Source organism: Corynebacterium marinum DSM 44953, from assembly GCF_000835165.1.
In the GTDB taxonomy this organism is placed as follows: Bacteria; Actinomycetota; Actinomycetes; order Mycobacteriales; family Mycobacteriaceae; genus Corynebacterium; species Corynebacterium marinum.
Window position 1 is genome coordinate 1,080,989 of the sequence record NZ_CP007790.1, and the last position, 24,026, is coordinate 1,105,014.

The window sequence follows — 24,026 nt, forward strand, 5'->3', positions numbered from 1 at the left end:
CGCATGCGACTTGCCACCCTCACCTCCGGCGGCGACTGCCCCGGCCTCAACGCCGTCATCCGCGGCATCGTCCGCACCGCCAGCGCGGAGTTCGGTTCCACCGTCGTCGGCTACGAGGACGGCTGGGTCGGCCTGCTCGAGGACCGCCGCGTCGACCTCTACGACGACGAGCACATCGACCGCATCCTCCTGCGCGGCGGCACGATCCTGGGCACCGGCCGTCTCCACCCCGACAAGTTCAAGGCCGGGATCGACCAGATCAAGGCGAACCTGGCGGACGCCGGCATCGACGCCCTTATCCCGATCGGCGGCGAGGGCACGCTCAAGGGCGCGAAGTGGCTGGCGGACAACGGCATCCCGGTCGTGGGCGTGCCCAAGACCATCGACAACGACGTCAACGGCACCGACTACACCTTCGGGTTCGACACCGCCGTGGCGGTGGCCACCGACGCCGTCGACCGTCTGCACACCACCGCGGAATCCCACAACCGGATTCTCATCGTCGAGGTCATGGGCCGCCACGTCGGCTGGATCGCGCTGCACGCGGGTATGGCCGGCGGCGCCCACTACACCGTGATTCCGGAGGTCCCCTTCGATATCGCGGAAATCTGCAAGAAGATGGAACGGCGCTTCCAGATGGGTGAGAAGTACGGCATCATCGTCGTCGCCGAGGGGGCCGCCCCCAAGGAGGGGACCATGGAGATGAAGTCGGGCGAGGTCGACCAGTTCGGGCACGAGACGTTCACCGGCATCGGGCAGCAGATCGCCGACGAGATCCACGCCCGCCTGGGCCACGACGTCCGCACCACCGTCCTCGGCCACATCCAGCGCGGCGGCACCCCCACGGCCTTCGACCGCGTGCTGGCCACCCGTTACGGCGTCCGCGCCACCCGCTCCGCCCACCGCGGCGAATTCGGCACGAGCGTCGCGTTGCACGGCGAACGGATCGTCAACATCCCGCTGCAGGAGGCGGTGGGCACCCTCAAGACCGTGCCCATGGACCGGTGGATCACGGCCCAGGCCATGTTCGGCTAGGTGCGCGACCTCCACCTCGGCACCTGCCGCCTGCTGGTCGTGGGCATCAACCCCGGCCTGTGGACCGAGCGTGTCGACGCCCCCTTCGCCCGCCCAGGCAACCGCTTCTGGCCGGCGCTCCACGCCGCCGGGATCACCGAGTGGCCCGTCGACGCCCGCGAAGGTCTCAGCGACGAGGACGCCGCCATGCTCGCCCGGCGCGGACTGGGCTTCACCAACGTCGTCGCCCGCGCCACCGCGGTGGCCTCCGAGCTGACCCGGGAGGAATTCCGCACCGGCGGCGCCGCGCTGGAGTCGGCGGTCGCGGAGCAGCGCGCCGCCCGCGGCGGCCCGCAGATCGTCATGGTGGCGGGTATCGGCGCCTACCGCACGGCCTTTTCCCGGCCGAAGGCGCGGGTCGGCCGGCAGGAGCACTCCATCGGCGGCGCGGAGACCTGGGTGGTGCCCAACCCCAGCGGCCTCAATGCCCACGAGACCGTTGATTCGCTGGCACGCGCGTACGCGCAGGTCTACGCGCGGCTCACAGGGATGCCTCGCCCCGCAGGATGATCCGCGCGCTGCGCGCCAATGCCACCCACTCCAGGCGGCCGTCCAGCACCTGCGCGGACACCGTCGCCTGACCCTTCGGGTGCCGGATCACGGTCTCGGGCGCGGGCGGCAGGTCGATGACCGAGCCGCCGAGCGCCACCGCTGCCCCCAGCGCCAGCAGGCCCGTGCCCGGCAGCGCGTGGTGGACCCGGCCGACCGAGGTCATCCGGGCCAGCAGGCAACCGTCCCCGCCCGGTGCCACCAGGGCCACCCGGGGAACGACCCGGGAGGGGGCCAGCCCCATCGCGCGGGCACCCTCCGCGCGCAGCTCCTCCAGCCGGGCCAGCAGGCCGGCGTCCGCGTTGAGCTCGGCGGGGCCGGTACCCGCGTCCACCCCGAGGTCGGCGGCGCGCAGGATGACCACCGGGTTGGCCACGTCGATGAGGGTGGCCTCGAAGCCCGACAACCGCGCACCGGTGACCGAGCCGCCGGGCCGGAGGAACCGGACGTCGATACGCGCGGCCGTGCCGGGCACCCCGTCCAGGCGGAAGTCGCCGGCGGGGGAGAGGCGGCCGTCGAGAAGCGGATGGGAGAGCTCGAACACGGAGCCGGTGTTGAGGTTGCGGACCCGCACGTCCGCCTGCCGGCCGCGCAACCGGAGCATGCCCTCATCGAGGGCGTAGGCGGACACCGCCGCGGAGATGTTGCCGCAGTTGCCCGCCCAGTCGACGTCGCGTTCAGCGGGGGAGACCTGCGCGAAGAGGCTCTCCAGGTCGGCTCCGGGGCTGGTGGCGGGGCCGACGAACATGACCTTGCTGTTGGAGCTGACCCCGCCGCCGAGCCCGTCGACGGCCACCGGGTCCGGCGAACCGATCAGCCGCAGGCACAGCTCGTCGCGCGCCGCGGGGTCGGCCGGCAGCTCCGACATCGGCAGGAACACGGCGCGGCTGGTGCCACCACGGACGATGGAGACGGGGACGGTGCTCATGGCCGCACAGCCTAGCGCTAGACTGTCTGCCATGACTGCCGCGATTCATGAGTTGATGGACTTTGATGAGGTCCTGGAGACCTTCGACCCCGTGATGGGCCTGGAGGTCCACGTCGAACTGGCCACGGAGACCAAGATGTTCTCCGCCAGCTCCGCCCACTTCGGCGCGGAGCCCAACTCCAACGTCGACCCCGTCTCCCTCGGCCTGCCCGGCGCCCTGCCGGTGGTCAACGCCAAGGGCGTCGAGTGGGCCATCAAGATCGGCCTGGCGCTGAACTGCTCGATCGCCGAGTCCTCCCGCTTCGCCCGGAAGAACTACTTCTACCCGGACCAGCCCAAGGGCTACCAGATCTCCCAGTACGACGAGCCGATCGCCTACGACGGCTACCTCGACATCGTGCTCGACGACGGCACCGACTGGCGCATCGAGATCGAGCGCGCCCACATGGAGGAGGACACCGGCAAGCTCACCCACGTCGGTGGCCAGTCCGGACGCATCCACGGCGCGACCACCTCCCTCGTCGACTGCAACCGGGCCGGCGTCCCGCTCATCGAGATCGTCACCAAGCCCATCGAGGGGGCCGGCGCCCGCGCCCCCGAGGTCGCCCGCGCCTACGTCACCGCGCTGCGCGAGCTCGTGGCCGCCCTCGGTGTCTCCGACGCCCGCATGGACCAGGGTTCCATGCGGGTGGACTCCAACCTCTCGCTGCGCCCCATCGGCCAGGTGGAGTTCGGCACCCGCACCGAGACCAAGAACATCAACTCCCTCAAGTCCGTCGAGCAGGCCGTCCGCTACGAGATGATGCGCCAGGCCGCGGCCCTGGTCAACGGCGAGGAGATCATCCAGGAGACCCGCCACTACCAGGAGCTCGACGGCTCCACCCGCAAGGGCCGCCGCAAGGAGTCCGCCGAGGACTACCGCTACTTCAACGACCCCGACCTCCCGCCGGTCCTCGCGCCGAAGGAGTGGGTCGAGGAGATCCGCGCCACCCTGCCCGAGCTGCCCTGGATCCGCCGCGCCCGCATCCAGGCCGAATGGGGCCTCGCCGACGCCGAGATGCGCGACCTCGTCAACGTCGGCGCCCTCAACGCCATCATCGCCACCGTCGAGGAGGGTTCCACCCCGGACGAGGCCCGCGCCTGGTGGGGCAACTACATCGCCGCCAAGGCCCGCGAGACCGACACCGAGCTCGTGGACCTGGCGATCACCCCCGCCCACGTCGCCCGCGTTATCGCCCTGGTCAAGGAAGGCAAGTTGACCACCAAGCTCGGCCGCCAGGCAGTCGACGGCGTCCTGGCGGGGGAGGGCAACGTCGACGAGGTCATCGCCGCCCGCGGCCTGGAGGTCGTGCGCGACGACGGCGCCATCGAGGCCGCCGTCGACGAGGCGCTGGCCGCCAACCCCGACATCGTGGAGAAGTACCGCGCCGGCAACACTAAGGTCACCGGCGCCATCGTCGGCGCCGTAATGAAGGCGACCCGCGGCAAGGCCGATCCGGCCCAGGTGAACAAGCTCATCGCGGAGAAGCTGGCGTAGCTGTTTTTCTGGTGAAGGCGTGCAGGCCGACGGCCTGCACGCCTTTCCCGTGCGCCGTGCCCGCGTGTTCGCCCCTGAACTGGTGGCCCGTCATGTCAGATAAGACAACGGGGCGTTTTTTCCGACACACAACACGTCATATCAATCCCGTGAGCTGCGCATATGAAAATACGGTTCTTCGTCAAATGTGACATTTGACGAAGGCCCGTATTTTCCGTTCCGGCGCGGTGCGGTCCGGCAGGGCGGAAGACCGGAAGATATCCAGCCGCAGGCTGGGCACCGCCGTTGAGGGGTGGCCGCCGGTGAAGCGGGGGACACGGGGACCTCCGCACCCTAGGCTCAAGGGGGCACGGGCTTTCATCGCCCTCGGCGGGGAGGCCGTCCCGACCGAAGGAACGTTTCGAGGCTGTCAGATGTCTTCTCCCCATGGTCCCTCCGTCCGAGCCACCACCACGCCGTGGCTGATCCTGGTCGTCGCCGTCACCATCATCCTCACGGCGGGCATCCACCTGCTGCTGAGAGCGGGCGTGTTCACGCCCCTTGTCCGCGCCACCGACGGGCTCATTCACCGGTCGTTGCTGGGGAACGCGATACTGCTTCTCGTCGTCGTCGGCGGGTTGATCCTCCATGTCGGCGGGTTAAGCCCCCGGCAGGTCGGGTTGATCCCCCGCCGGCTGCCCCTCGCGGTGGCGGTCACTCTGGGGGTGTGGCTGCTGATGCAGGCGATCCAGCTGGTCTTCCACCTCCTGGCAGACGGCACCGCCCAGGTGTCCCCGGTCTGGGCGGGGGGCGGTGCCACCGTTCTCGTCGGCGGCCTGATCGCCCAGTTCTTCGGCACCGCCCTCGTGGAGGAGATCATTTTCCGGGGTTACCTGCTGACTCAGGTGCGGGAGAAGCTGCACCGCAGATGGTCCGGGTCAGCCCGCCGGGCGCTCATCCCCGCGCTGTTGATCTCGCAGTTCTCGTTCGCCGCCTTCCACCTGCCCGGCCACATCGCCAGCGGCCTTGGTCCGATCGACATTGTGATTGATCTGGTGCGTTTGACCCTGCTCGGAACTCTGTTCGCGTTGCTCTACCTGCGGACCGGGAACCTCTTCATCGGCATCGGAATCCATTCGCTCTCCAACAACCCCACCGCGTTGTTCGTCCCGGACCCGAACCAGGATTCGCTCCTCGCACTCGCCTTCGGAGCCCTCATCATCATCTTCTGGCCGCGGCGTCGGGAACGGGAGTCAGAGACTACGGCGCGGAGCTCAGCGGCCGGGCCACGGATCCAATAGCACCGCCGGCGGCGGGGACGGGGCACAATGGTCCCCATGAGTTCCTATGTTCCCGCATCTGACCGTTACACCTCCATGCCCTACCGTCGGGTGGGCCGGTCCGGCCTGAAACTGCCCGCCATTTCCCTGGGCCTGTGGCACAACTTCGGCGACGACAAGCCGCTGGAGACCCAGCGCGCGATCCTGCGCCGGGCTTTCGACCGCGGTGTCACCCACTTCGACCTGGCCAACAACTACGGCCCGCCCGCGGGCTCCGCGGAGATCAACTTCGGGCGCCTGCTCAAGGAGGATTTCCTGCCCTACCGCGACGAGCTGATCATCTCGTCCAAGGCGGGCTGGGACATGTGGGAGGGCCCCTACGGTTTCGGCGGTTCACGCAAGTACCTCATGGCCAGCCTCGACCAGTCGCTGGAGCGCATGGGCCTGGACTACGTCGACATCTTCTACCACCACCGCCCGGACCCGGACACCCCGCTGGAGGAGACGATGTACGCGCTCCGCGACATCGTCGCTTCCGGAAAGGCCCTGTACGTGGGGATCTCCTCCTACGGCCCCGAGCTGACTGCTGAGGCCGCCCAGTTCATGGCAGAGGAGGGGTGTCCGCTGATCATCAACCAGCCGAGCTACTCCATCGTCAACCGGTGGGTCGAGGAGCCGGGCGAGGACGGCGATTCCCTGTTGACCGCCGCCGCCGACTCCGGCCTGGGCACCATCGCCTTCTCCCCGCTGGCGCAGGGTCTGCTCACCGACCGCTATCTCGGCGGCGTCCCGGCCGATTCCCGTGCCGCGGCCGCCAAATCGCTGTCCGGCGACATGCTCAGCGAGGAGAACCTGACCATGATCTCCCGCCTCAACGACATCGCCCAGGAGCGCGAGCAGTCCCTGGCCCAGATGGCCCTGGCGTGGGTGCTGCGCGAGCAGGGCGAGTACGGCGTGGAGACCGTCACCTCGGCACTCATCGGCGCGTCCAGCGTCGCGCAGCTCGACGAGAACCTCGACACCCTGGACAACCTCGAGTTCTCCACGGCCGAGCTCAAGGCCATCGACGACGTGGCCCGCGACGCCGGCATCAACATCTGGGCCGACGCCACCGCTTCGCGCCGGCACGCAGACTAGCGCCGGTCAGATCAGCGCCAGCTTCACCGCCAGCCCGGCCAGCACTGCCGCGATGGCCACGTTGAGCACGCGCCACACCTTCGGGCTCGACAACGGCCCGGCGAGCAGTCCGGCCCCGTAGCCGACGACGGGGAACCAGATGAAGCTGGCGAGCAGCGCACCGCCGGTGAACAGCCAGCGCCCGGGGTCGCCGTACTGGTTGGCCAGCCCGCCGATCATGACCAGGGAATCCAGGTAGGCGGAGGGGTTGAGCCAGGTCAGCGCCACCGCGGCCAGGGCGGGCCTGACCCAGGTGCGCTGCGGCCGCACGCGGGTGGCCAGGGCGGTTCCGCCTCCGCCGTGCTCTTCGCCTCGTGGTTCCCCGGTGGAGACGACGAGGGCGCCGACGCGGCGGTGGGCGCGGAGGGCGTCGCGCAGCGCCGCGAAGGCGAACCACGCGAGGTAGGCCACGCCGGCCCATTTCAAGGCCGTGAGGACGAAGGGGGCGCGTTCGACGAGGACGCCGACGCCCAGGGTGCCGAGGGTGAGCAGGGCGACGTCGGAAAGCAGGCAGACGAGGATGACGGCGGTGACGCCTTCGCGGCGGGCCCCCTGGCGGATGAGCAGCAGGTTCTGCGGGCCGACGGCGATGATGAGGGAGAATCCGAGCAGCAGCCCGGCGAGCACGATCGACATGCCTGACAGTCTCGCGCGCTCAGCCGATTAAGGCCAGTGATATTTCCTCACCCTGGTTTAGAATTGCTTCATGAACCCGGTCCACCTGCAGACTCTGCTCGCCATCGTCGAGGAGGGCAGCTTCGAGGTCGCTGCGGCGGTGCTCGGCGTCTCGCCCTCGGCGGTGAGCCAGCGCATCAAGGCGCTGGAGAAGGAGACCGGGCGGGTCCTCGTGCGGCGCACCAACCCGGCGACGGCGACCGAGGCGGGGGAGGTGCTCGTGCAGGCGGCGCGGCGGATGGCGCTGCTGCAGGCCGAGACTAACTCCCGGCTGCGCGGCCGGCTGGAGAGGGTGCCGCTCTCCGTGGCCGTCAACGCGGATTCGCTGGCCACCTGGTTCCGTCCGGTGCTCGCCGACGTCGCCGGTTTCCGCTCCGCCACCCTGCGCCTGCGCATCGAGGACGAGGCGCACACGCTGGCGCTGCTGCGCCGCGGCGACGTCCTGGGCGCGATCACCCGGGAGGCCGCGCCCGTCTCCGGTTGCGACTCGATGCCGCTGGGCATGATGCGTTACCGCGCGGTGGCGACTCCGGAACTCCGCGACGCCCACACCCGCGACGACGGGGTCGACTGGGCGAACATGCCCGCCCTGCGCTTCGGCCCCAACGACGCGCTGCAGGACTCCGACCTGGAGGGAAGGCTCGACGACGCGGTCCGCCGCCACCGCGCGATCTCCCAGATCCCCTCCTCCGAGGGGTTCCTGGAGGCGACGCGCGTGGGGCTCGGTTGGTCCCTGGCGCCGGAGCTGCAGGTAGACCGACTGATCGCGTCCGGCGAACTCGTGCTTCTCGACGCCACCGTCGTCCAGGTCCCCCTCTACTGGCAGCGTTGGCGCCTGGAATCCGACCTGCTCGAACGCCTCACCGCCAGCGTCGCCGCCGCGGCGGCCGCGTTGCCGGCGCTTTAGCCCTGGAACGGTTCCGGGTTCTTCAACCCCTCGCCGACGGGCACGGGCCCGGGCAGGGTGGTCCCGTCGGCGAAGGGGCGGCCGCCCAACGCCTCACGGCCGTGCGGGGTGGCGAAACCGCTCAGGTCCGGGCCCTTGGGCACGATCTGGGTGGGGTTGACCTCGGTGTGGACGATGTAATAGTGCTGCTTGATCTCGGTGAAGTCCGTGGTGTCGCCGAACCCGGGGAGCTGGAAGAGTTCGCGCAGGTACCCCCACAGGTTGGGCATCTCGGTGATCTTGTTGCGGGAGGCCTTGAAGTGGCCGTGGTAGACGGCGTCGAAACGCACCAGCGTGGTGAACAGGCGGATGTCCGTCTCGGTGACGTGGTCGCCGACGAGGTAGCGGCGGGTGGACAGACGCTCCTCGAGGGTGTCCAGGGCGGCCCAGAGGCGGTCGTAGGCGGAGTCGTAGGCCTCCTGGGAGCCGGCGAAGCCGCAACGGTAGACGCCGTTGTTGACCTCGGTGAACAGCCACTTGTTCAGCTCCTCCATCTCCGCGACGTGTTCGGCGGGCCACAGGTCCGGTGCGCCGGCGCGGTGGAACTGCCCCCACTGGGTGATCATGTCGCGCACGAGGGTGGGGTAGTCGTTGGTGACCACCTTCCGGCTCGACTCCTCGACGATCGCCGGCACCGTGATGCCGCGCGGGTAGTCGGGGAAGCGGTTGAAGTAGGCGTCCTGCAGGCGGGGCAGCTCCAGCACCGGGTCGACGCCGCCCGGGTCGAGGTCGAAAGTCCAGGAGCGTTTGTCGTGGGTGGGGCCGGTCAAGCCCAGTGAGATGACGTCCTCCAGACCCATGAGACGGCGGACGATGACGGCGCGGTGCGCCCACGGGCATGCACGGGCCGCCACGAGCCGGTAGCGGCCGGCCTCAACGGGCCAGCGGAAGGTGCCGTCGGACTGCTCGGTCGCTTCACCGGCGGGGGCGTCGGAGGTGATGCGGTCGTTGATGTACTGGGTGTCGCGCACGAATTCGCCGTCGGGGGATGCGTTCTGCGCGTCGCCGGCCCAGGAGTCGTTGCCATTGCTATCTGTTGTCATATCAACAACCTTAGCCGGGGATGTCCCTGCCGTCAACGGCGGCCACCCCGCTCCGCCCCTCGTCGCCCCGGCAGGGCCATCCGTGACGCATTCGTAGGCTTTCCGCAACGCGGCTCGCCCGCTCAAGTCGGACCTGCAGCGCGGGATTGTCCTAACCTGGCGGTATGAGCGACAAAAACCAGAACCCCGACCGAGCAGGGTCCTACGACGCCGACGGCCTCGATGTGCCCACCTACCGGCAGGACGCCCCAGCCGCCGACCAGCCCGCCGGTTCGACGGCGGCCAGCGCCCGCCCCTCGGGTGGCAACGACGCCACCACGCAGTTCCCGGAGACCTCCGGCACCGCCGCCACTACCGGCGCCTTCGGCCGGACCGGCCGCGCGGAGCCCCAGGAGATCCCCCCGGCGCAGCCTTCCGCCCCCTCCGCCCAACCTACCTACGCCGACCAGGACTTCGCGGCGCCGGGCGGCAGCACCGCGTACGAGACCTTCGCCTACGACCGTGCGCAGGAGCAGCCGACCACCGTAGCACCAGCCCCAGGCCCAGCCTCGGCTCCGGTGGCCCCGGCCCCGGCCCCGGTCGCTACGGCGCCGGTGGATGAGGCGGACGTCCGCGACCACCGCCGCGGCACCATCGACTTCGGCCTTTTCATCATCCGTCTCATGCTGGGGCTGTGGCTCATCCTCGAGGCCGTGGGCACCTTCTTCCGTCTCGGCGGCAACCCCGGCCTGTCCGGCCTGGAGGCCGACTACTCCGGTTACCTCGCGCCCGAGGGCCTGGCCATCGTCATCCCGTCGCTGCAGCTCGCCGCCGGCGTGTTCCTCGTCCTGGGCCTGATCACGCCGGTCTTCGCCATGCTGGCGACCATCGCCACCTCTTTCACCGCCCTGCACGAGCTGACCACCTCCGGCGCGGGAATCGATGTCTTCGCCTGGCCGGAATCGGTGTGGCTGTCGTTGGTGCTCCTGGGCAGTTCCCTGGCACTGCAGTTCACCGGCCCGGGCTTCGTCTCCCTCGACTACGGCCGCAGCTGGGCGCGTCGCCCGCTGCTCAGCTCCTGGCTCTTCGTCCTGCTGGCCATCGCCGGCGGCGTGGCACTGTGGTGGTTCGGCGCGGGCATCAACCCGCTGGCTTAACCCGCCGCAGGGCGAATGCCCAGGCCACCAGTACGGCGATGCCCAGCCACACGAAATCGGAGACGAGGAATTTCTCGACTCCGGTGAGATAGTGGACGTCGATGGCGTCGCCGTACCACCATTTCGGGGGCTGGGTGAGCACGAGCGCCGCCCAGGTGAACACCAGGGCGGAGAGCGCGACGGGGGCGCGCAGGACCGTCAGGCAGCGCCATGCCAGCACCGGGAGGATCAGCGTCAGCCAGATCCAGTGGTGCGACCAGGACACCGGGGAGATCAGCAGCATGATGAGGGCGTTGACCAGGGCGGCGTCGACAAGCATGTCGCGCCGGAAGAGCGCGACCATCAGCCACCCGCCGAGCACGATCGTCAGCAGCGCCGCCACCAGCCAGATGACGTTGGTCAGGGTGCTGTTCGCGTCGAGTGCCGCGTCACTGGTCCACCAGCGCATGAGCATGCCCTTGAGCGAGCTGTTGGACTGGTAGACGGTGCTCACGCCGAACTCGCTGTCGGTGCCCATACCCAGCAGCACAGTGGAGAAGTAGTCGACGGTGGCGTCCCAGCGGATCAGGGCCGCGACGCCCGTGGCGAGGAGCGCGGAGGCCCCAGCGACGAGGATCGCGCGGAAATCACGGCGCAGCAGGAAGAACAGCAGCATCGCCAGGGGAGTGATCTTGATGGCCGCGGCGATGCCGATGAGGCTGCCCTGCGGCAGGAAACGCTTGCGCGGCACCAGGTCGAGGATCACCAGCGCCATGATCACCACGTTGATCTGCGCGAACCCGGAGTTCAGCCACACCGGCTCGATGAGCAGCGCCACCGGCCAGGTCGCCGCTGTGAGGGCGGCGAGACTCAGCTTGTCGACGCTCCCGCGGGCCACCGCCCCCAGCACGAACCACAGGCAGGCGATGATCAGCGCCGAAGAGACCATGATCATGATGTCGCCGGCGAGATCGCTGTGGATGACGTCGAAAATGCTCAACGGCACGAGGATGAGGGCGCCGAACGGGGGGTAGATGAACGGCAGCGCCAGGTCACCTGCGTACATGGGCACGGAGTACATCTCTCCGCCCTCGAGGAAGGCGCGGACACCCGACCGGTAGATGATCATGTCGACGGGGAAGTCGGTGATCATCAGCTGCCGCCCGGTCACGCCGAAGCCCGCGACCAGTCCCAGGGCCGTCACCATCTTGAGAATGGTGTCCGTGGGAAGAATCGCGGGCTTGGGGGACGTGTCGGGGGAACTCACCCGGCCGATGTTAGTCGACCTGGCGGACCGCACCCTTATCGGCCGAGGTGGCCATGGCGGCGTAAGCACGCAGTGCCTTGGAGACCACGCGCTCGCGCTTCGGGGTCCACGGCTTCTCGCTGGCCTCCATCTCGGCGCGGCGGGCCTCGATCTCCTCGTCCGGCAGATCCAGCGAGAGCCGGCGCGTCTGCACGTCGATGGTGATCGGGTCGCCGTTGCGGACCAGCCCGATGATGCCGCCGTGGGCTGCCTCGGGGGAGATGTGGCCGATGGACAGCCCCGAGGTGCCGCCGGAGAAGCGGCCGTCGGTGATCAGCGCGCAGGCCTCGCCCAGGCCAGCTCCCTTGAGGAAGGACGTCGGGTGCAGCATCTCCTGCATGCCCGGGCCGCCGGCCGGACCCTCGTAGCGGATGACCACGACCTCGCCGGGCTGGACCTCCCGCTTGAGGATGGTGGAGACGGCCGCTTCCTGGGAGTCGACGACGCGGGCCGGACCCGTGAAAGTCCAGAGCTCCTCCTTGACTCCGGCGGTCTTGAGCACGGAGCCGTCCGGGGCGAGGTTGCCGCGCAGGACCACCAGGCCGCCGTCGGCGGAGTGCGCGTGCTCCACGTCGTGGATGCAGCCGTCCGCCGCGTCGGTGTCCAGCGAGCTCCACCTGTTGTCCGTGGAGAAGGGCTGGGTGGTGCGGACGCCGCCCGGGGCGGCGTGGAAGAGCTCCACGGCCTGCTCGGTCGCCTTGTCGCCGCGGACGTCCCAGTCATCCAGCCACTCGCCGAGCGAGTCGTAGGAGATGGTGTGGACGTCCTCGTTGAGCAGGTTCGCCCGGCGCAGCTCGCCCAGGATCGCGGGGATGCCTCCTGCGCGGTGGACGTCCTCGACGTGGTAGATGCCGTTCGGGGCGACCTTGGACAGGCACGGGACCCGGTGGGAGATCTCCTCGATGTCCGAGAGGGTGAAGTCGATCTCGCCTTCCTGCGCGGCGGCGAGGGTGTGCAGGATGGTGTTGGTGGAACCGCCCATGGCCATGTCCAGCGCCATGGCGTTGCGGAAGGCGTTCTTGGTGGCCACGTTGCGCGGCAGGACGGACTCGTCCTCCCCGCCGTAGTAACGGCGGCACAGCTCGACGATGGTCTCGCCGGCCTGCTCGAACAGCTGGCGGCGCGCGGAGTGCGTGGCCAGGGTGGTGCCGTTGCCCGGCAGCGACAGCCCGAGGGCCTCGGTGAGGCAGTTCATCGAGTTCGCGGTGAACATGCCGGAGCAGGAGCCGCAGGTCGGGCAGGCGGACTCCTCGATGGTGGCCAGGTCAGCGTCGGAGACGGCGTCGTTCGCGGAGGCGGCGATGGCGGTGATCAGGTCGGTGGGAGCCTGGGCCACGCCGTCCACGACGACGGCCTTGCCGGCCTCCATCGGGCCGCCGGAGACGAAGACCGCGGGGATGTTCAGCCGCAGCGCGGCGTTGAGCATACCCGGGGTGATCTTGTCGCAGTTGGAGATGCAGACCATGGCGTCGGCGGTGTGCGCGTTGACCATGTACTCGACGGAATCGGCGATGATCTCGCGGCTGGGCAGCGAGTAGAGCATGCCGCCGTGGCCCATGGCGATGCCGTCGTCGACGGCGATGGTGTGGAACTCCTTCGGCACGCCGCCGGCGGCGCGGACGGCGTCGGCGACGATGTCGCCGACGTTCTTCAGGTGCACGTGACCCGGGACGAACTGGGTGTAGGAGTTGACGATCGCGACGATCGGCTTGCCGAACTCCTCTTCCTTGGTGCCGGTGGCGCGCCACAGGGCACGGGCGCCTGCGGCGTTACGGCCGACGGTGGTGACGCGGGAACGAAGCGGGATCACTGAATGCTCCTTGAATTATCTGTGTTATCGGGGAGGTCCTTCGCAGGGAGGTCCTCGGCGGCCTCCCTCGCGGCCTGACGAGCAGCGTACTCCTCCTTGGTCACGAGGATTTCCTCGCCGTCGCGCCGGATGATGGTCACCTTGTCGTCGGCGGCCTCCCGGGCGGAGGTGAGCACGTCCGGAATCCGGCCGCGCGACGCCTTCGACAGCTCCGGCAGGGAGTTGAAGGAGATGCCGGGCATCGGGTGCGTGCGGCCGTCCTTGGTGGTCAGCAGCGCGCGTGCGCCCTTGAACCCGATTCCGGCCAGCTTGTCCCAGCCGATGGAGCGGGATCCGCGGAAGGCGTACCGGATATCGACGCCGTCTTCCCCCACCGTCGTCCGGGCCCGCAGGACCCAGTAGAGGAAGGCCAGGGGGATGAGGAGGATCCAGAACAGGTAGAGCGGGGCGGACCCGATGATCAGCAGTGAGATGCCGATCATCAGGACGGCAGCGAGGACGTTGGTTCGTTCCGGCTGGAACTGCACGGAATCTGCGGGCGCAGCGTCTGAACTCATGCGGCCCATGCTAGTTGAGGGTGGTGGGCGCGCCGGTCTCCGGGGTGACCTGCGGCTGCGTCCCCGTTTCCGTTCCTGCTCCCGTCCCCGTTTCCGGGGCGGGCGCCTGGTTCGGCTGCGGTTGCTGGGCCGGGGCGGTGCCCTGGCCGGGTGCCGGCGTCGTGGTGCCCTCCTGGGTGGGGATCGGCTGCGTGGGCGTCGGGGTCGCCGGCTGCGTGGGCACGGTGGGCTCGGGGGCGACGTCCGGCGTGGGAGCGGCGGGCGGGGTGGTGGGGGCGGTGTTCGCCGCCGGCGGGGCGAGAATCCCGGAGGGCCCTTCCCCGTCCTCGCCAGCCTCGACTGTCAGGCTCTTGAGCACCAGGAGCACGTAGAGCGCGGCGAAGAGGTACGTCGTGGAGGGGCGGACCCGGCCGCCGACGGAGGCGAGGCGGTTCCACCGGGAGTTCGGGGAGGTGTTGCGGAATACGCCGCCTGCCGGGGTTTCCTCCTCGACGGTGTCCTCGGGCTCGTCGCCCTGGACACCGCGGTCGACGACGGCCGGGTCGCGGCCCTCCTCGTCCGCGAATTCCGGCGGGACGGTCGACTCCTCGTCTCCGGCGGAGTCGTGGACGCCGGGCATGGGGGCGTCGATGAGCGGGGCGCCGGACATGGCTCGGGTGGTGACCGACTCGACGCGGTCCTTCACGTCGCCGGTGATGGTCGGGGCGGAACCGTACTCGCTCCAGAACTCGTCGAGGATCTCGGCGCGGATGGCGCGTTCGACCAGCCACTGGGAGCCTGCCTGGACCTGGATCATGAAGCGCATGTCCATGGTCCACGGCATGCCGACGGTCGCCGGTGGTGTGACGTTGACCGCCGGGTGGACGTCGAGTTCGCCGATGAGCTCCTTCGCCACATCCGGGCGGCGCAGGGCGCGGCGGGTGGCGGCTTCGGAGCGGTCGATGGCCTCCTTCGTGTCGGTGGATCCCAACAGGGGGACGGGCATGACCACGACGGCGCGGGACCAGTAGTTGGAGGAGTTGATGGCCACCCGGGCGGTGGAGTTGGAGACGATGACCGTCTCCTGCGCGAGTGTGCGGATGCGGGTGGCGCGCATCGTGACCTGGATGACGGTGCCTTCGACGACGATGCCGTTGCCCTCGAAGCGGACCCAGTCGCCGACGCCGAACTGTTTCTCCGTGAGGATGAACAGGCCGGCGAGGAAGTCGGCGATGATCGACTGCGCGCCGAAGCCGACGGCCGCGGAGACCACGGTGGCGGGGATGGCGGCGCCGGCCAGGGAGAAGCCGAGGGTCTGCAGGAGAAAAACCAGCAGCACGAAGAAGGCGATGATCTGGGCGATGTAGACGGCCACGCCGGTCAGGGCCAGCCGTGCCTTCGACTCGTCCGCGTCGGTGTTCTCCTCGATGCCGTGGGCCAGCCATCGCTGGGCGAAGCGGGCGACACGAGGGATAAGGAGGGCGATGACGAGCAGGATCGCGAGGGTGAGGCCCACATCGGCGACCCACCGCCAGGCACTGGTGAGTAGATAGGTGACGGGCATGCCGACCACGATACGACTTCCGCAAAATCGGTGTGTATGATCGTGACCATGATCAACATTCGACTCGTGGTAGTAGCTGCGCGGCGCCTGCCGTAACGACTCGCTACCCGGTCGTATCGACAAGCGCCCTCGACAGCACCCACCATCAGTGCCTGTTCGGGGGCTTTGTCATTAGTGGTCATCAGTGGTCAACAATGGTCACAGACAACTTTTGTCGCCGCCCGCCGTCCGGCGTCGCCGCCCCGCACCAGGGGGGTCGGCTCCCGGACAGCGTCCCCAACTGCATTGTCCTTGTGAATTAGGAGCTAAATAACGTGGCAGCTTCGCAATCGCCCACCCCGGCCACGGTCGCCAAGAAGGCCCCGGGTGCGGCAGCCGCCCCGGAGCGGATGACCGGTGCCCAGGCGATCGTCAGGTCCCTCGAGGAGCTGGGCACCGATATCGTCTTCGGCCTGCCCGGAGGAGCCATCCTCCCCCTGTACGATCCCCTGTTCTCGTCCACCAGGCTGCGTCACGTGCTGGTGCGCCATGAGCAGGGCTCGGGCCACGCCGCCACCGGTTACGCCCAGGTCACCGGCAAGGTCGGCGTGTGCATCGCCACCTCCGGCCCGGGCGCGACCAACCTGGTCACCCCGCTGGCCGACGCCAATCTGGACTCCGTCCCGATGGTCGCCATCACGGGCCAGGTCGGCCGGAGCCTGCTGGGCACGGACGCCTTCCAGGAGGCGGACATCCGGGGAATCACCATGCCGATCACGAAGCACAACTTCATGGTCACCGACCCCAACGACATCGCCCGCACCCTGGCCGAGGCATTCCACCTCGCGCTGACGGGGCGCCCGGGCCCGGTCCTGGTGGACGTCCCGAAGGACATCCAGAACGCGGAGTTCGACTTCGTCTGGCCGCCGAAGATGGACCTGCCGGGCTACAAGCCGGTCACCACGCCGCACTCCCGCCAGATCACCCAGGCGGTCCAGCTCATCTCCGAGGCTGAGCGTCCCTGCCTCTACATCGGCGGCGGTGTCATCAAGGCCGACGCCAACCGGGAGCTGCTGGAGTTCGCCGAGTACACGGGCATCCCGGTCGTGACCACCCTGATGGCACTGGGCGCTTTCCCGGAGTCCCACCCGCTGCACATGGGTATGCCCGGCATGCACGGCACCGTCCCGGCCATCGGTGCGATGCAGCGTTCCGACCTGCTCATCGCCATCGGCGCGCGTTTCGACGACCGCGTCACCGGCAACCTCGAGTACTTCGCCCCGGACGCCAAGGTCATCCACGCGGACATCGATCCGGCCGAGATCGGCAAGATCCGCGAGGTCGCCGTCCCGATCGTCGGCGACGCCCGGGAGGTCCTCTCCGCTTTGCTGCGCACCTACCGCTCCCAGAAGAACCTCAACACACCGGCCGTCGGCCCGTGGGTCGAGTACCTCACCGAGCTCAAGGGGCGCTTCCCGCGGGGTTACGAGGAGCAGTCCGACGGCATGCTCTCCCCGCAGTTCGTCATCGAGACGCTGTCGAAGGAGGTCGGGCCGGACGCCATCTACGTCGCCGGCGTCGGCCAGCACCAGATGTGGGCAGCGCAGTTCATCGACTTCGAGCAGCCGCGCACCTGGCTCAACTCCGGCGGCCTGGGCACCATGGGCTACGCCGTGCCCGCCGCCATGGGCGCGAAGGCCGGCCTGCCGGACAAGGAGGTCTGGGCCATCGACGGCGACGGTTGCTTCCAGATGACCAACCAGGAGCTGACCACCGCCGCCGTCGAGGACTTCCCGATCAAGGTCGCCCTCATCAACAACGGCAACCTGGGCATGGTCCGCCAGTGGCAGACCCTGTTCTACGAGGGCCGCTACTCCAACACCAAGCTGGGCTCCGGCGACACCTACGTCCCGGACTTCGTCCAGCTCTCCGAGGCGCTCGGCTGCGCCGCGATCCGGGTGACCAAGGCAGAGGAGGTCATCCCGGCGATCCAGAAGGCGCGCGAGATCAACGACCGCCCCGTCGTCGTCGAGTTCATCGTCGGCGAGGACGCGCAGGTCTGGCCCATGGTCGCCGCAGGCGCCTCCAACTCGGACATCGAGTACGCGCGCGGCCTGCGCCCGTTCTTCGACGAGGAAGAGTCCGCCGGTGAGTCCCCGGCCGCCATCGATGAGGTCATCGACGAGTCGTTCGAGCAGAAGGAGAACTAGGAACATGGCTCCCACCGATATCGTCCGCAACACGCTCAGCGTCCTCGTCCAGGACGTCGACGGCATCATCTCGCGCGTGGCCGGCATGTTCACCCGCCGCGGCTACAACCTCGTCTCGCTGGTCTCGGCGAACACCGAAACCGCGGGAATCAACCGCATCACGATCGTGGTCGACGCCAACGAGCTGGTCATCGAGCAGGTGACCAAGCAGCTGAACAAGATCATCCCGGTGCTCAAGGTCGTCCGCCTCGAGGAGGACTCCACCATCGCCCGCGGCATTATGCTGGTGAAGGTCAACGCGGACAACACCAACCGCCCGCAGGTGGTCGACGCCGCGAACATCTTCCGCGCCCGCGTCGTCGACGTCGCGCAGGATTCCGTCGTCATCGAGGCCACCGGCACCCCGGGCAAGCTCCGTGCGCTGCTGGAGGTTCTCGAGCCCTTCGGCGTGCGCGAACTCGTCCAGTCCGGACAGATCGCGCTCAACCGCGGCCCGAAGACGATGGCACCCTCCAAATAAAACCCAAGAAAATCCCACCTGGTGAGACGGTCTGGATATTAAGTCCACCTGGTGGGGTAGTCCTGTCTCATGATGTGGTACAAACAACATCAGCATCTGTATAAAACGAAAGGCGAGAATTTCTCCCATGGCTATTGAACTGCTTTACGACGCTGACGCAGACCTCTCCCTGATCCAGGGCCGCAAGGTCGCCATCATCGGCTACGGCTCCCAGGGCCACGCCCACGCCCAGAACCTCCGTGACTCCGGTGTCGAGGTCGTCATCGGCCTGCGCGACGGCTCCAAGTCCGCCGAGAAGGCCAAGGAGGCCGGCTTCGAGGTCAAGAACAACGCCGACGCTTCCCGCTGGGCCGACGTCATCATGCTGCTGGCCCCGGACACCTCCCAGGCCTCCATCTTCACCAACGACATCGAGCCGAACCTCAACGACGGCGACGCACTGCTCTTCGGCCACGGCCTGAACATCCACTTCGACCTGATCAAGCCGGCCGACAACGTCGTCGTCGGCATGGTCGCCCCGAAGGGCCCGGGCCACCTCGTCCGCCGCCAGTTCGTCGACGGCAAGGGCGTCCCCTGCCTCATCGCCATCGACCAGGACCCGAAGGGCGACGGCCAGGCGCTGGCACTGTCCTACGCCGCGGCCATCGGTGGCGCCCGCGCGGGCGTCATCCCCACCACCTTCGAGGCCGAGACCGTCACCGACCTCTTCGGCGAGCAGGCTGTCCTCTGCGGTGGCACCGAGGAGCTCGTCAAGACCGGCTTCGAGGTCCTCACCGAGGCCGGCTACGAGCCGGAGATGGCCTACTTCGAGGTCCTCCACGAGCTCAAGCTCATCGTCGACCTGATGTTCGAGGGCGGCATCGCCAACATGAACTACTCGGTCTCCGACACCGCAGAGTTCGGCGGCTACCTCTCCGGCCCGCGCGTCATCGACGCCGACACCAAGCTCCGCATGAAGGACATCCTGACCGACATCCAGGACGGCACCTTCACCAAGCGCCTCATCGCCAACGTCGAGAACGGCAACACGGAGCTCGAGGGCCTGCGTAAGCAGTACGCCGAGCACCCGATCGAGGAGACCGGCGCCAAGCTGCGCGACCTCATGAGCTGGGTCAAGAACCCGCTCACCGCGACCGCCTAAACAGTCGCGATCGTCAGAACAGGCTCCCGGGCTCCTGCCCGGGGGCCTTTCTGTCTGTCCGCCCCACGCCCTGAACCCGGGGTTTCTGGTTGTCCCCGCCGCATCTGCGCAGGGGACAACCAGAAACCCCGGGTTCAGGGCCGGTCGAGGCCCGCAGCCTAAGCGGACCTCGGATGCAACAGCCCCAGCAGTTCGCGTCGCAGCTCGGCGGGGGGCTCGACATCATGGCGGGGGCGGGGAAGATCCACCGCGATGTCGGCGATGACGGTGGCGTCGGGGGAGGGCGACATCACCAGGATGCGGTCGGAGAGCAGGATCGCCTCGTCGACGTCGTGGGTGACCATGACGACGGTGCGGCGGTCCGCCTCCCAGAGGCCCAGCAGCTCCAGCTGGAGTTCGCGGCGGGTGAGGGCGTCGAGGGCGCCGAAAGGTTCGTCGAGAAGCAGGATCTCGGGTTCGACGGCGAAGGCGCGGGCGATGCCGACGCGCTGCTGCATTCCGCCGGAGAGGCGGGCGGGGCGGCGGTCGGCGGCGTGGGCGAGGCCCACCAGGTCCAGGTGCCGGTCGGCGATCTCACGGCGTTCGGCGGCGGAGAGTTCCGGTCGGACGGAGCGCAGGCCGAATTCGATGTTGCCGCGGGCGGTGAGCCAGGGGAGCAGGGCGTGGTCCTGGAAGACGACGGCGCTGCGCCCCCCGACGGTGACTTCGCCGGTGGAGGGCTGGTCGAGGCCGGCGATCATGGACAGGATCGTCGATTTCCCGCAGCCGGAGGGGCCGAGGAGGGAGACGAACTGGCCCGGGGCGACGTCGACGGAGGTCGGCGCGATGATGCGGGTGGGGCCGTAGGAGCGGGTGATCTGCTCGAGGGTAATGGTGTTAGTCATAGCGGACCGTCTTCTGCAGTGCTCCGATGAGGTGGTCGAGGATGAGGCCGGTCAGGCCGATGAGGACGATGGCGACGACGATGGCGTCGATATCCAGGCGGTTCCACATGTTCCACACGAAGAAGCCGATGCCCTGGCCGCCGACGAGCATCTCCGCGGCGATGATGACCAGCCACGAGGTGGACAGGGACAGTCGCAGGCCCGTGATGATGCCGGGCAGGGTGGCCGGCAGCCAGACCCGGGTGACCGCCAACCACAGGGGCGTGCCCAGGGTGGTGGTCAGTTTGAGGTAGGTCGGGTGGATGTGGAGGACCGCGTCGATGGTGTTGATGAGGATCGGCCACAACGCGGACAGGACGATGACGAAGACGGCGGTGCGCTCGGCGTCGAGGAGCAGGGCGAGGCCGATGGGCAGCCACGCGAGCGGGGAGACCGGCCGGAGGATCTGGATGAGGGGGTCGACGGCCCAGCGCAGGATCTGCACCCGGCCGAGGAGGAAGCCCAGCGGGATGGCGATCACCGCGGCGATGAGGAAGCCGACGACCACCCGCTGCAGGCTGGTGAGCAGGTGCCAGAAGATTCCGACGCTGCCCGGGCCCTCCCGGTAGAAGGGGTCGGAGAGGATCTCGACGCCGCGCGTCCACACACCGCCTGGGGTGGGGGCGAGGTCGGCGATCAGGCCGGTGGAGACCGCGCCCTGCCAGCCGAGGATGAACAGGACAAACAGAACCAGACCGAGGAGTCCGGCCTTCAGGCGGTCGGTCATGCGAGCTCCCAACGGGTGAGCTGTTCGCGCATCCAGGCGGTGGCGGCGGGGTCGGTGGAGTCGCCGAAGTGGATGCGCTCGGGGTCGACGACGTCCTCGCCGGCCCAGTTCCGGTACGCGCCCTGCAGGACGGGGGAGATGAGGGCGGCGGGCTGGTTGAGGTAGATCTCGCGCGAGAGCATGCTGGCGGCCTCGGCGTGGTTGCCCGGGGCGTTGAGGAAGGAGGATGCCTCGGCCAAAGCGTCGGTGACGGCGAGGGCCTGGTCCGGATGTGCCTGCCTCCAGTCCTCGCCCATGGCGACGGCGCAGCAGGGGTGGCGGTCCCAGAATTCCTTGGTCATGTGCAGGACACGGCCGGAACCGGTGGCCAGGGCGCGCTGGTTGAAGGGCTCCGGGCCGATGAACCCGTCGATGCCGCCGACCTCGAGCTGGGCGACCATGTCGGCCGGGCGCAGGAGGCGTAGCTCCAGGTCGGCGACGGGGTCGACGCCGTGGGCGGCGAGCTGGTCGCGCAGCAGCAGCGAATGGATGGAGTGCTCGAAGGGGATGCCGATGACCCGCCCGCGCAGGTCGGCCAGGCCGGAGACCTCGGAGTGGAGGCGGGAGGCGATGGTGACGGCCTGGCCGTTGGTGTTGAGGGTGTAGGCGAGCGAGGTGGGCCGGGAGGTCGGCGTCACGGCCATGGGGGAGAGCATGTGGGTGACGTGCAGCTGGCCGGTGAGGTAGGCGGACCACAGGTCGGCCCAGCCGGCGAAGCGGCGGAGCCGGACGTCGAGGCCACGCCGCTGAAAAGCGCCGAGAGCGTCGGCGGCGAGCAGCGGGGAGGAGCACGCGATGGGGACGTAACCGATGGTGACGGTGTCCCCGGGGCCGGGATCCGGGCCGGACGGCACGGCACCTACGGCGCGGCCGCCGAGGACCCCGAGTGTGCCGAGGGCGGTGGCGCCGAGGAAGGTGCGCCGGGTGAGTGCGGCCACGTGGAACCTCCGGTTCAGAATGTATAGACAGAACGGTCTTGTCTTTGACTCTGTCACCATACAGGTCGGTTCGGCGATCTGTCCAGATATCATTCGCCGACCGGCGCAGCGGCGCCGGTCGGCCGGGGATAGACTCATCGCCATGGGTTTCACCACGCCGAGCTACGACCTGCCGGATCTTTTCGCGCGCATCGACCGCGGGGATCTGCAGCTCCCGGATTTTCAACGTTCCTACGCCTGGGACGTCGACCGCATCCGCGCGCTCCTGGTCACCGTGCTGCGGGGCTACCCCGTCGGCTCGCTGCTCTCCCTCGACACCCGGAATACCCCCACGCGATTCCGGCCGCGGCCGATCGCCGGAGCGCCCGCGCCGACCTCCTCCCCGGGGCTGCTGCTGCTCGACGGCCAGCAGCGCCTCACCACCCTCTACCACTGCCTGCGCGGGGACGGCGCGGTGGACACCGTCGATTTCCGTTCCAAGCGGATCCGCCGCACCTTCTTCGTGGACGTCTCCCGGGCGGTGGAATCCGAGGTGATGCCCGACGAGGCGGTGTTCTCCGTCGACGAGGACGGGACGGTCCGCTCCCACTTCGGGCCGGAGGTCCCCGGGGGCATCACCGACCGCGGGGCCGCGGTGGAGCACGGTTGCATCCCCGTGTCCGCGCTGCTCTGGGAGTCGGGCACGGACCTGCTCTTCGATGTCGCCGCCCACGACCCGGGCGCCCGGGAGGACGTGAAACGCTTCTACGACCGCGTGATCAAGCCCCTCGCGGCCTACGACATCCCGATGATCCGCCTGGCCAGGGAGACCGCCCAGACGGGTATCGGGTCCATCTTTGCCCAGGCCAATTCCGCCGGCCTCCAGATGGACGTGTTCGAGCTGCTCACGGCGGTGTTCGCCACGGAGGACCCAGACTTCTCCATGGCGGGGGACTGGGAGGAGACGGTCCGCGATCTGCGCCGGTACCCGGTGCTCGACCGGATCGACCGGACCGATTTCCTCACCGCCGTCTCCCTTCTGGTCACCTCGCGCCAGGGCCATGCGAAGGGGCAGCGGGAGGACATCCTCAACCTCACCCTGGCGGACTACCTTGCGGCGCGGGCCGAGCTGCGGATCACCTTCCGCGAGACCGCGGAGTTCCTCTCCCAGCGGTGCATGTTCACCATCGGGCAGCTGCCGTACAATGCCCAGCTCATTCCGCTGGCGGTCATCTTCGCCCGCCTCGCCGAGACCCCGAAGGCGCTGGCGTCGGCCCGGGCGTGGGACAGGCTCAACCAGTGGTTCTGGTGCGGCATCTTCGGCGAGCTCTACGGCTCGGCGGCGGTGACCAACCGGGCGGCCCGGGACGTCGACCAGGTGACCGAGTGGGTCTGCGACGTCTCCGCCGAGGTCCCCAAGACCATCCGGGACGCCACATTCTCCGAGTCGCGGCTGTTCTCGGTGCGGGAGAACTCCGGCGTCTACCAGGGGATCTACGCCCTGCTCATGGGTCGCGGTGCTCGGGACTGGCGCACCTCCCAACCCTTCGACCGGTGGACCTTCACTGAGCTGCAACCCGGTTTCCACCGGGTGTTCCCCTCCGAATGGTGCCGGGACAACGGCATCGAACCGGTCGTGGCGGACAGCGTGCTCAACCGCACTCCCATGGGCAAGCGCACCGAGGTGGTCATCGAGAGTTACCCGCCCACGCAGTATCTCTCCCGGGTGCAGACGAAGTCGCTGCTCGACGACGCAGACTTCGACACCGTCCTGGCCACCCACGAGCTCGACCCGGTCCTGCTGCACCGCTCCGATTTCCACGGTTTCCTCCGGGACCGCCGGTCCAGGTTCCTCGGGATGGTGGAGCACGCGATGGGCAAGCCCGTGGTCAGGGACGTCGACGACCGCGATTACGGTGCCGGCGACGAGGGGCCCGACGCCTTCCGGGAGTGAACGGGGGTGGCGTGGACGTGGCGTGGCTCATAAATAGGCAGGTCATGGCACGGCGTCAAAGTCCACCGACTAAAGTGTCATTCGTTCCACGCCCTCAT

Annotated in this window: 21 protein-coding genes; 11 read left to right on the plus strand and 10 right to left on the minus strand. The window is 68.9% G+C overall.

What is annotated here, in order from left to right; genetic code table 11:
* Positions 1-3: 3 nt before the first annotated feature.
* Together B840_RS05195 and B840_RS05200 are read left to right on the plus strand one after the other, a co-directional pair.
* Positions 4-1,035, plus strand: coding sequence for a 6-phosphofructokinase (locus B840_RS05195; protein WP_042622538.1), 1,032 nt, complete (start codon positions 4-6; stop codon positions 1,033-1,035).
* Positions 1,036-1,584 (plus strand): mismatch-specific DNA-glycosylase, encoded by a 549-nt coding sequence (locus tag B840_RS05200; RefSeq protein ID WP_042621265.1) that lies wholly within the window; start codon positions 1,036-1,038, stop codon positions 1,582-1,584.
* On the opposite strand, the gene B840_RS05205 is transcribed toward B840_RS05200, so the two are convergent.
* On the minus strand, positions 1,556-2,551 hold the full coding sequence (locus tag B840_RS05205) for a PrpF domain-containing protein (RefSeq protein ID WP_042621266.1): 996 nt from the start codon (positions 2,549-2,551) through the stop codon (positions 1,556-1,558). The genes B840_RS05200 and B840_RS05205 overlap by 29 nt on opposite strands.
* A gap of 31 nt (positions 2,552-2,582) precedes the next feature.
* Here B840_RS05205 and gatB point away from each other — a divergent pair, with 31 nt between their 5' ends.
* From gatB to mgrA, 3 genes are all read left to right on the plus strand, one after another.
* Entirely contained in the window at positions 2,583-4,088 is a 1,506-nt protein-coding gene (gatB, locus tag B840_RS05210; protein WP_042621267.1) for an Asp-tRNA(Asn)/Glu-tRNA(Gln) amidotransferase subunit GatB, read from the plus strand.
* A gap of 413 nt (positions 4,089-4,501) precedes the next feature.
* A complete protein-coding gene (locus B840_RS05215; protein WP_042621268.1) occupies positions 4,502-5,368 on the plus strand; it encodes a CPBP family intramembrane glutamic endopeptidase in 867 nt (288 codons plus the stop codon).
* A 27-nt stretch (positions 5,369-5,395) separates the two neighbouring features.
* Positions 5,396-6,484, plus strand: a complete 1,089-nt coding sequence (gene mgrA / locus B840_RS05220; protein ID WP_042621269.1) for an L-glyceraldehyde 3-phosphate reductase — start codon at positions 5,396-5,398, stop codon at positions 6,482-6,484.
* Positions 6,485-6,490: 6 nt separating this feature from the next.
* Here mgrA and B840_RS05225 read toward each other — a convergent pair whose 3' ends face one another.
* Complete coding sequence (locus B840_RS05225) at positions 6,491-7,159, minus strand: LysE/ArgO family amino acid transporter (RefSeq protein ID WP_042621270.1); 669 nt, start codon at positions 7,157-7,159, stop codon at positions 6,491-6,493.
* Between the two features lie 70 nt (positions 7,160-7,229).
* Here B840_RS05225 and B840_RS05230 point away from each other — a divergent pair, with 70 nt between their 5' ends.
* On the plus strand, positions 7,230-8,105 hold the full coding sequence (locus B840_RS05230) for a LysR family transcriptional regulator ArgP (RefSeq protein WP_042621271.1): 876 nt from the start codon (positions 7,230-7,232) through the stop codon (positions 8,103-8,105).
* Here B840_RS05230 and B840_RS05235 read toward each other — a convergent pair.
* A complete protein-coding gene (locus tag B840_RS05235) occupies positions 8,102-9,187 on the minus strand; it encodes a glutathione S-transferase family protein (RefSeq protein ID WP_042621272.1) in 1,086 nt (361 codons plus the stop codon). The two genes, B840_RS05230 and B840_RS05235, sit on opposite strands and share 4 nt — an antisense overlap.
* A 164-nt stretch (positions 9,188-9,351) precedes the next feature.
* Between B840_RS05235 and B840_RS13785 the strand changes: the two genes are divergently transcribed.
* On the plus strand, positions 9,352-10,323 hold the full coding sequence (locus B840_RS13785; protein WP_042621273.1) for a DoxX family membrane protein: 972 nt from the start codon (positions 9,352-9,354) through the stop codon (positions 10,321-10,323).
* Here B840_RS13785 and B840_RS13790 read toward each other — a convergent pair.
* Genes B840_RS13790 through B840_RS05260 form a run of 4 tightly spaced genes read right to left on the minus strand, consistent with a single transcriptional unit; the run spans position 10,307 to position 15,518 of the window.
* Positions 10,307-11,569, minus strand: a complete 1,263-nt coding sequence (locus B840_RS13790; protein ID WP_229676573.1) for a glycosyltransferase 87 family protein — start codon at positions 11,567-11,569, stop codon at positions 10,307-10,309. The two genes, B840_RS13785 and B840_RS13790, sit on opposite strands and share 17 nt — an antisense overlap.
* A 10-nt stretch (positions 11,570-11,579) precedes the next feature.
* Positions 11,580-13,418, minus strand: a complete 1,839-nt coding sequence (ilvD, locus tag B840_RS05250; RefSeq protein ID WP_042621274.1) for a dihydroxy-acid dehydratase — start codon at positions 13,416-13,418, stop codon at positions 11,580-11,582.
* Complete coding sequence (locus B840_RS05255; RefSeq protein WP_042622540.1) at positions 13,415-13,975, minus strand: PH domain-containing protein; 561 nt, start codon at positions 13,973-13,975, stop codon at positions 13,415-13,417. The genes ilvD and B840_RS05255 overlap by 4 nt, the downstream gene beginning before the upstream one ends.
* Before the next feature lie 10 nt (positions 13,976-13,985).
* Complete coding sequence (locus B840_RS05260) at positions 13,986-15,518, minus strand: mechanosensitive ion channel family protein (protein ID WP_084603077.1); 1,533 nt, start codon at positions 15,516-15,518, stop codon at positions 13,986-13,988.
* A 314-nt stretch (positions 15,519-15,832) separates the two neighbouring features.
* Here B840_RS05260 and B840_RS05265 point away from each other — a divergent pair, with 314 nt between their 5' ends.
* The 3 genes from B840_RS05265 (at position 15,833) to ilvC (ending at position 19,368) form a co-directional block, all read left to right on the plus strand.
* Entirely contained in the window at positions 15,833-17,707 is a 1,875-nt protein-coding gene (locus B840_RS05265; RefSeq protein WP_042621275.1) for an acetolactate synthase large subunit, read from the plus strand.
* 4 nt (positions 17,708-17,711) lie between these two features.
* Positions 17,712-18,227, plus strand: coding sequence for an acetolactate synthase small subunit (ilvN, locus tag B840_RS05270; protein ID WP_042621276.1), 516 nt, complete (start codon positions 17,712-17,714; stop codon positions 18,225-18,227).
* 127 nt (positions 18,228-18,354) lie between these two features.
* Positions 18,355-19,368 carry a ketol-acid reductoisomerase gene (ilvC, locus tag B840_RS05275; RefSeq protein ID WP_042621277.1) on the plus strand — a complete coding sequence of 338 codons (1,014 nt, stop codon included), beginning with the start codon at positions 18,355-18,357 and terminating at the stop codon, positions 19,366-19,368.
* A gap of 158 nt (positions 19,369-19,526) precedes the next feature.
* On the opposite strand, the gene B840_RS05280 is transcribed toward ilvC, so the two are convergent.
* Genes B840_RS05280 through B840_RS05290 form a run of 3 tightly spaced genes read right to left on the minus strand, consistent with a single transcriptional unit; the run spans position 19,527 to position 21,995 of the window.
* Positions 19,527-20,252, minus strand: coding sequence for an ABC transporter ATP-binding protein (locus B840_RS05280; RefSeq protein WP_042621278.1), 726 nt, complete (start codon positions 20,250-20,252; stop codon positions 19,527-19,529).
* Positions 20,245-21,018, minus strand: coding sequence for an ABC transporter permease (locus tag B840_RS05285; protein WP_042621279.1), 774 nt, complete (start codon positions 21,016-21,018; stop codon positions 20,245-20,247). The genes B840_RS05280 and B840_RS05285 overlap by 8 nt, the downstream gene beginning before the upstream one ends.
* Positions 21,015-21,995, minus strand: coding sequence for an ABC transporter substrate-binding protein (locus tag B840_RS05290; protein WP_042621280.1), 981 nt, complete (start codon positions 21,993-21,995; stop codon positions 21,015-21,017). Before B840_RS05290 ends, B840_RS05285 begins: the two co-directional genes overlap by 4 nt.
* A gap of 142 nt (positions 21,996-22,137) precedes the next feature.
* Here B840_RS05290 and B840_RS05295 point away from each other — a divergent pair, with 142 nt between their 5' ends.
* Positions 22,138-23,928: a GmrSD restriction endonuclease domain-containing protein gene (locus B840_RS05295; protein ID WP_042621281.1), complete on the plus strand. Its 1,791-nt coding sequence runs from the start codon at positions 22,138-22,140 to the stop codon at positions 23,926-23,928.
* Positions 23,929-24,026 lie beyond the last annotated feature (98 nt).

Coding starts and splice junctions, on each gene's coding strand:
- B840_RS05195 (WP_042622538.1), top strand. CDS start 4: ATGCGACTTGCCACCCTCACCTCCGGCGGCGACTGCCCCGGCCTCAAC.
- B840_RS05205 (WP_042621266.1), bottom strand. CDS start 2,551: ATGAGCACCGTCCCCGTCTCCATCGTCCGTGGTGGCACCAGCCGCGCC.
- gatB (WP_042621267.1), top strand. CDS start 2,583: ATGACTGCCGCGATTCATGAGTTGATGGACTTTGATGAGGTCCTGGAG.
- B840_RS05215 (WP_042621268.1), top strand. CDS start 4,502: ATGTCTTCTCCCCATGGTCCCTCCGTCCGAGCCACCACCACGCCGTGG.
- mgrA (WP_042621269.1), top strand. CDS start 5,396: ATGGTCCCCATGAGTTCCTATGTTCCCGCATCTGACCGTTACACCTCC.
- B840_RS05225 (WP_042621270.1), bottom strand. CDS start 7,159: ATGTCGATCGTGCTCGCCGGGCTGCTGCTCGGATTCTCCCTCATCATC.
- B840_RS05230 (WP_042621271.1), top strand. CDS start 7,230: ATGAACCCGGTCCACCTGCAGACTCTGCTCGCCATCGTCGAGGAGGGC.
- B840_RS05235 (WP_042621272.1), bottom strand. CDS start 9,187: ATGACAACAGATAGCAATGGCAACGACTCCTGGGCCGGCGACGCGCAG.
- B840_RS13785 (WP_042621273.1), top strand. CDS start 9,352: ATGAGCGACAAAAACCAGAACCCCGACCGAGCAGGGTCCTACGACGCC.
- B840_RS05255 (WP_042622540.1), bottom strand. CDS start 13,975: ATGAGTTCAGACGCTGCGCCCGCAGATTCCGTGCAGTTCCAGCCGGAA.
- B840_RS05260 (WP_084603077.1), bottom strand. CDS start 15,518: ATGCCCGTCACCTATCTACTCACCAGTGCCTGGCGGTGGGTCGCCGAT.
- ilvN (WP_042621276.1), top strand. CDS start 17,712: ATGGCTCCCACCGATATCGTCCGCAACACGCTCAGCGTCCTCGTCCAG.
- ilvC (WP_042621277.1), top strand. CDS start 18,355: ATGGCTATTGAACTGCTTTACGACGCTGACGCAGACCTCTCCCTGATC.
- B840_RS05280 (WP_042621278.1), bottom strand. CDS start 20,252: ATGACTAACACCATTACCCTCGAGCAGATCACCCGCTCCTACGGCCCC.
- B840_RS05285 (WP_042621279.1), bottom strand. CDS start 21,018: ATGACCGACCGCCTGAAGGCCGGACTCCTCGGTCTGGTTCTGTTTGTC.
- B840_RS05295 (WP_042621281.1), top strand. CDS start 22,138: ATGGGTTTCACCACGCCGAGCTACGACCTGCCGGATCTTTTCGCGCGC.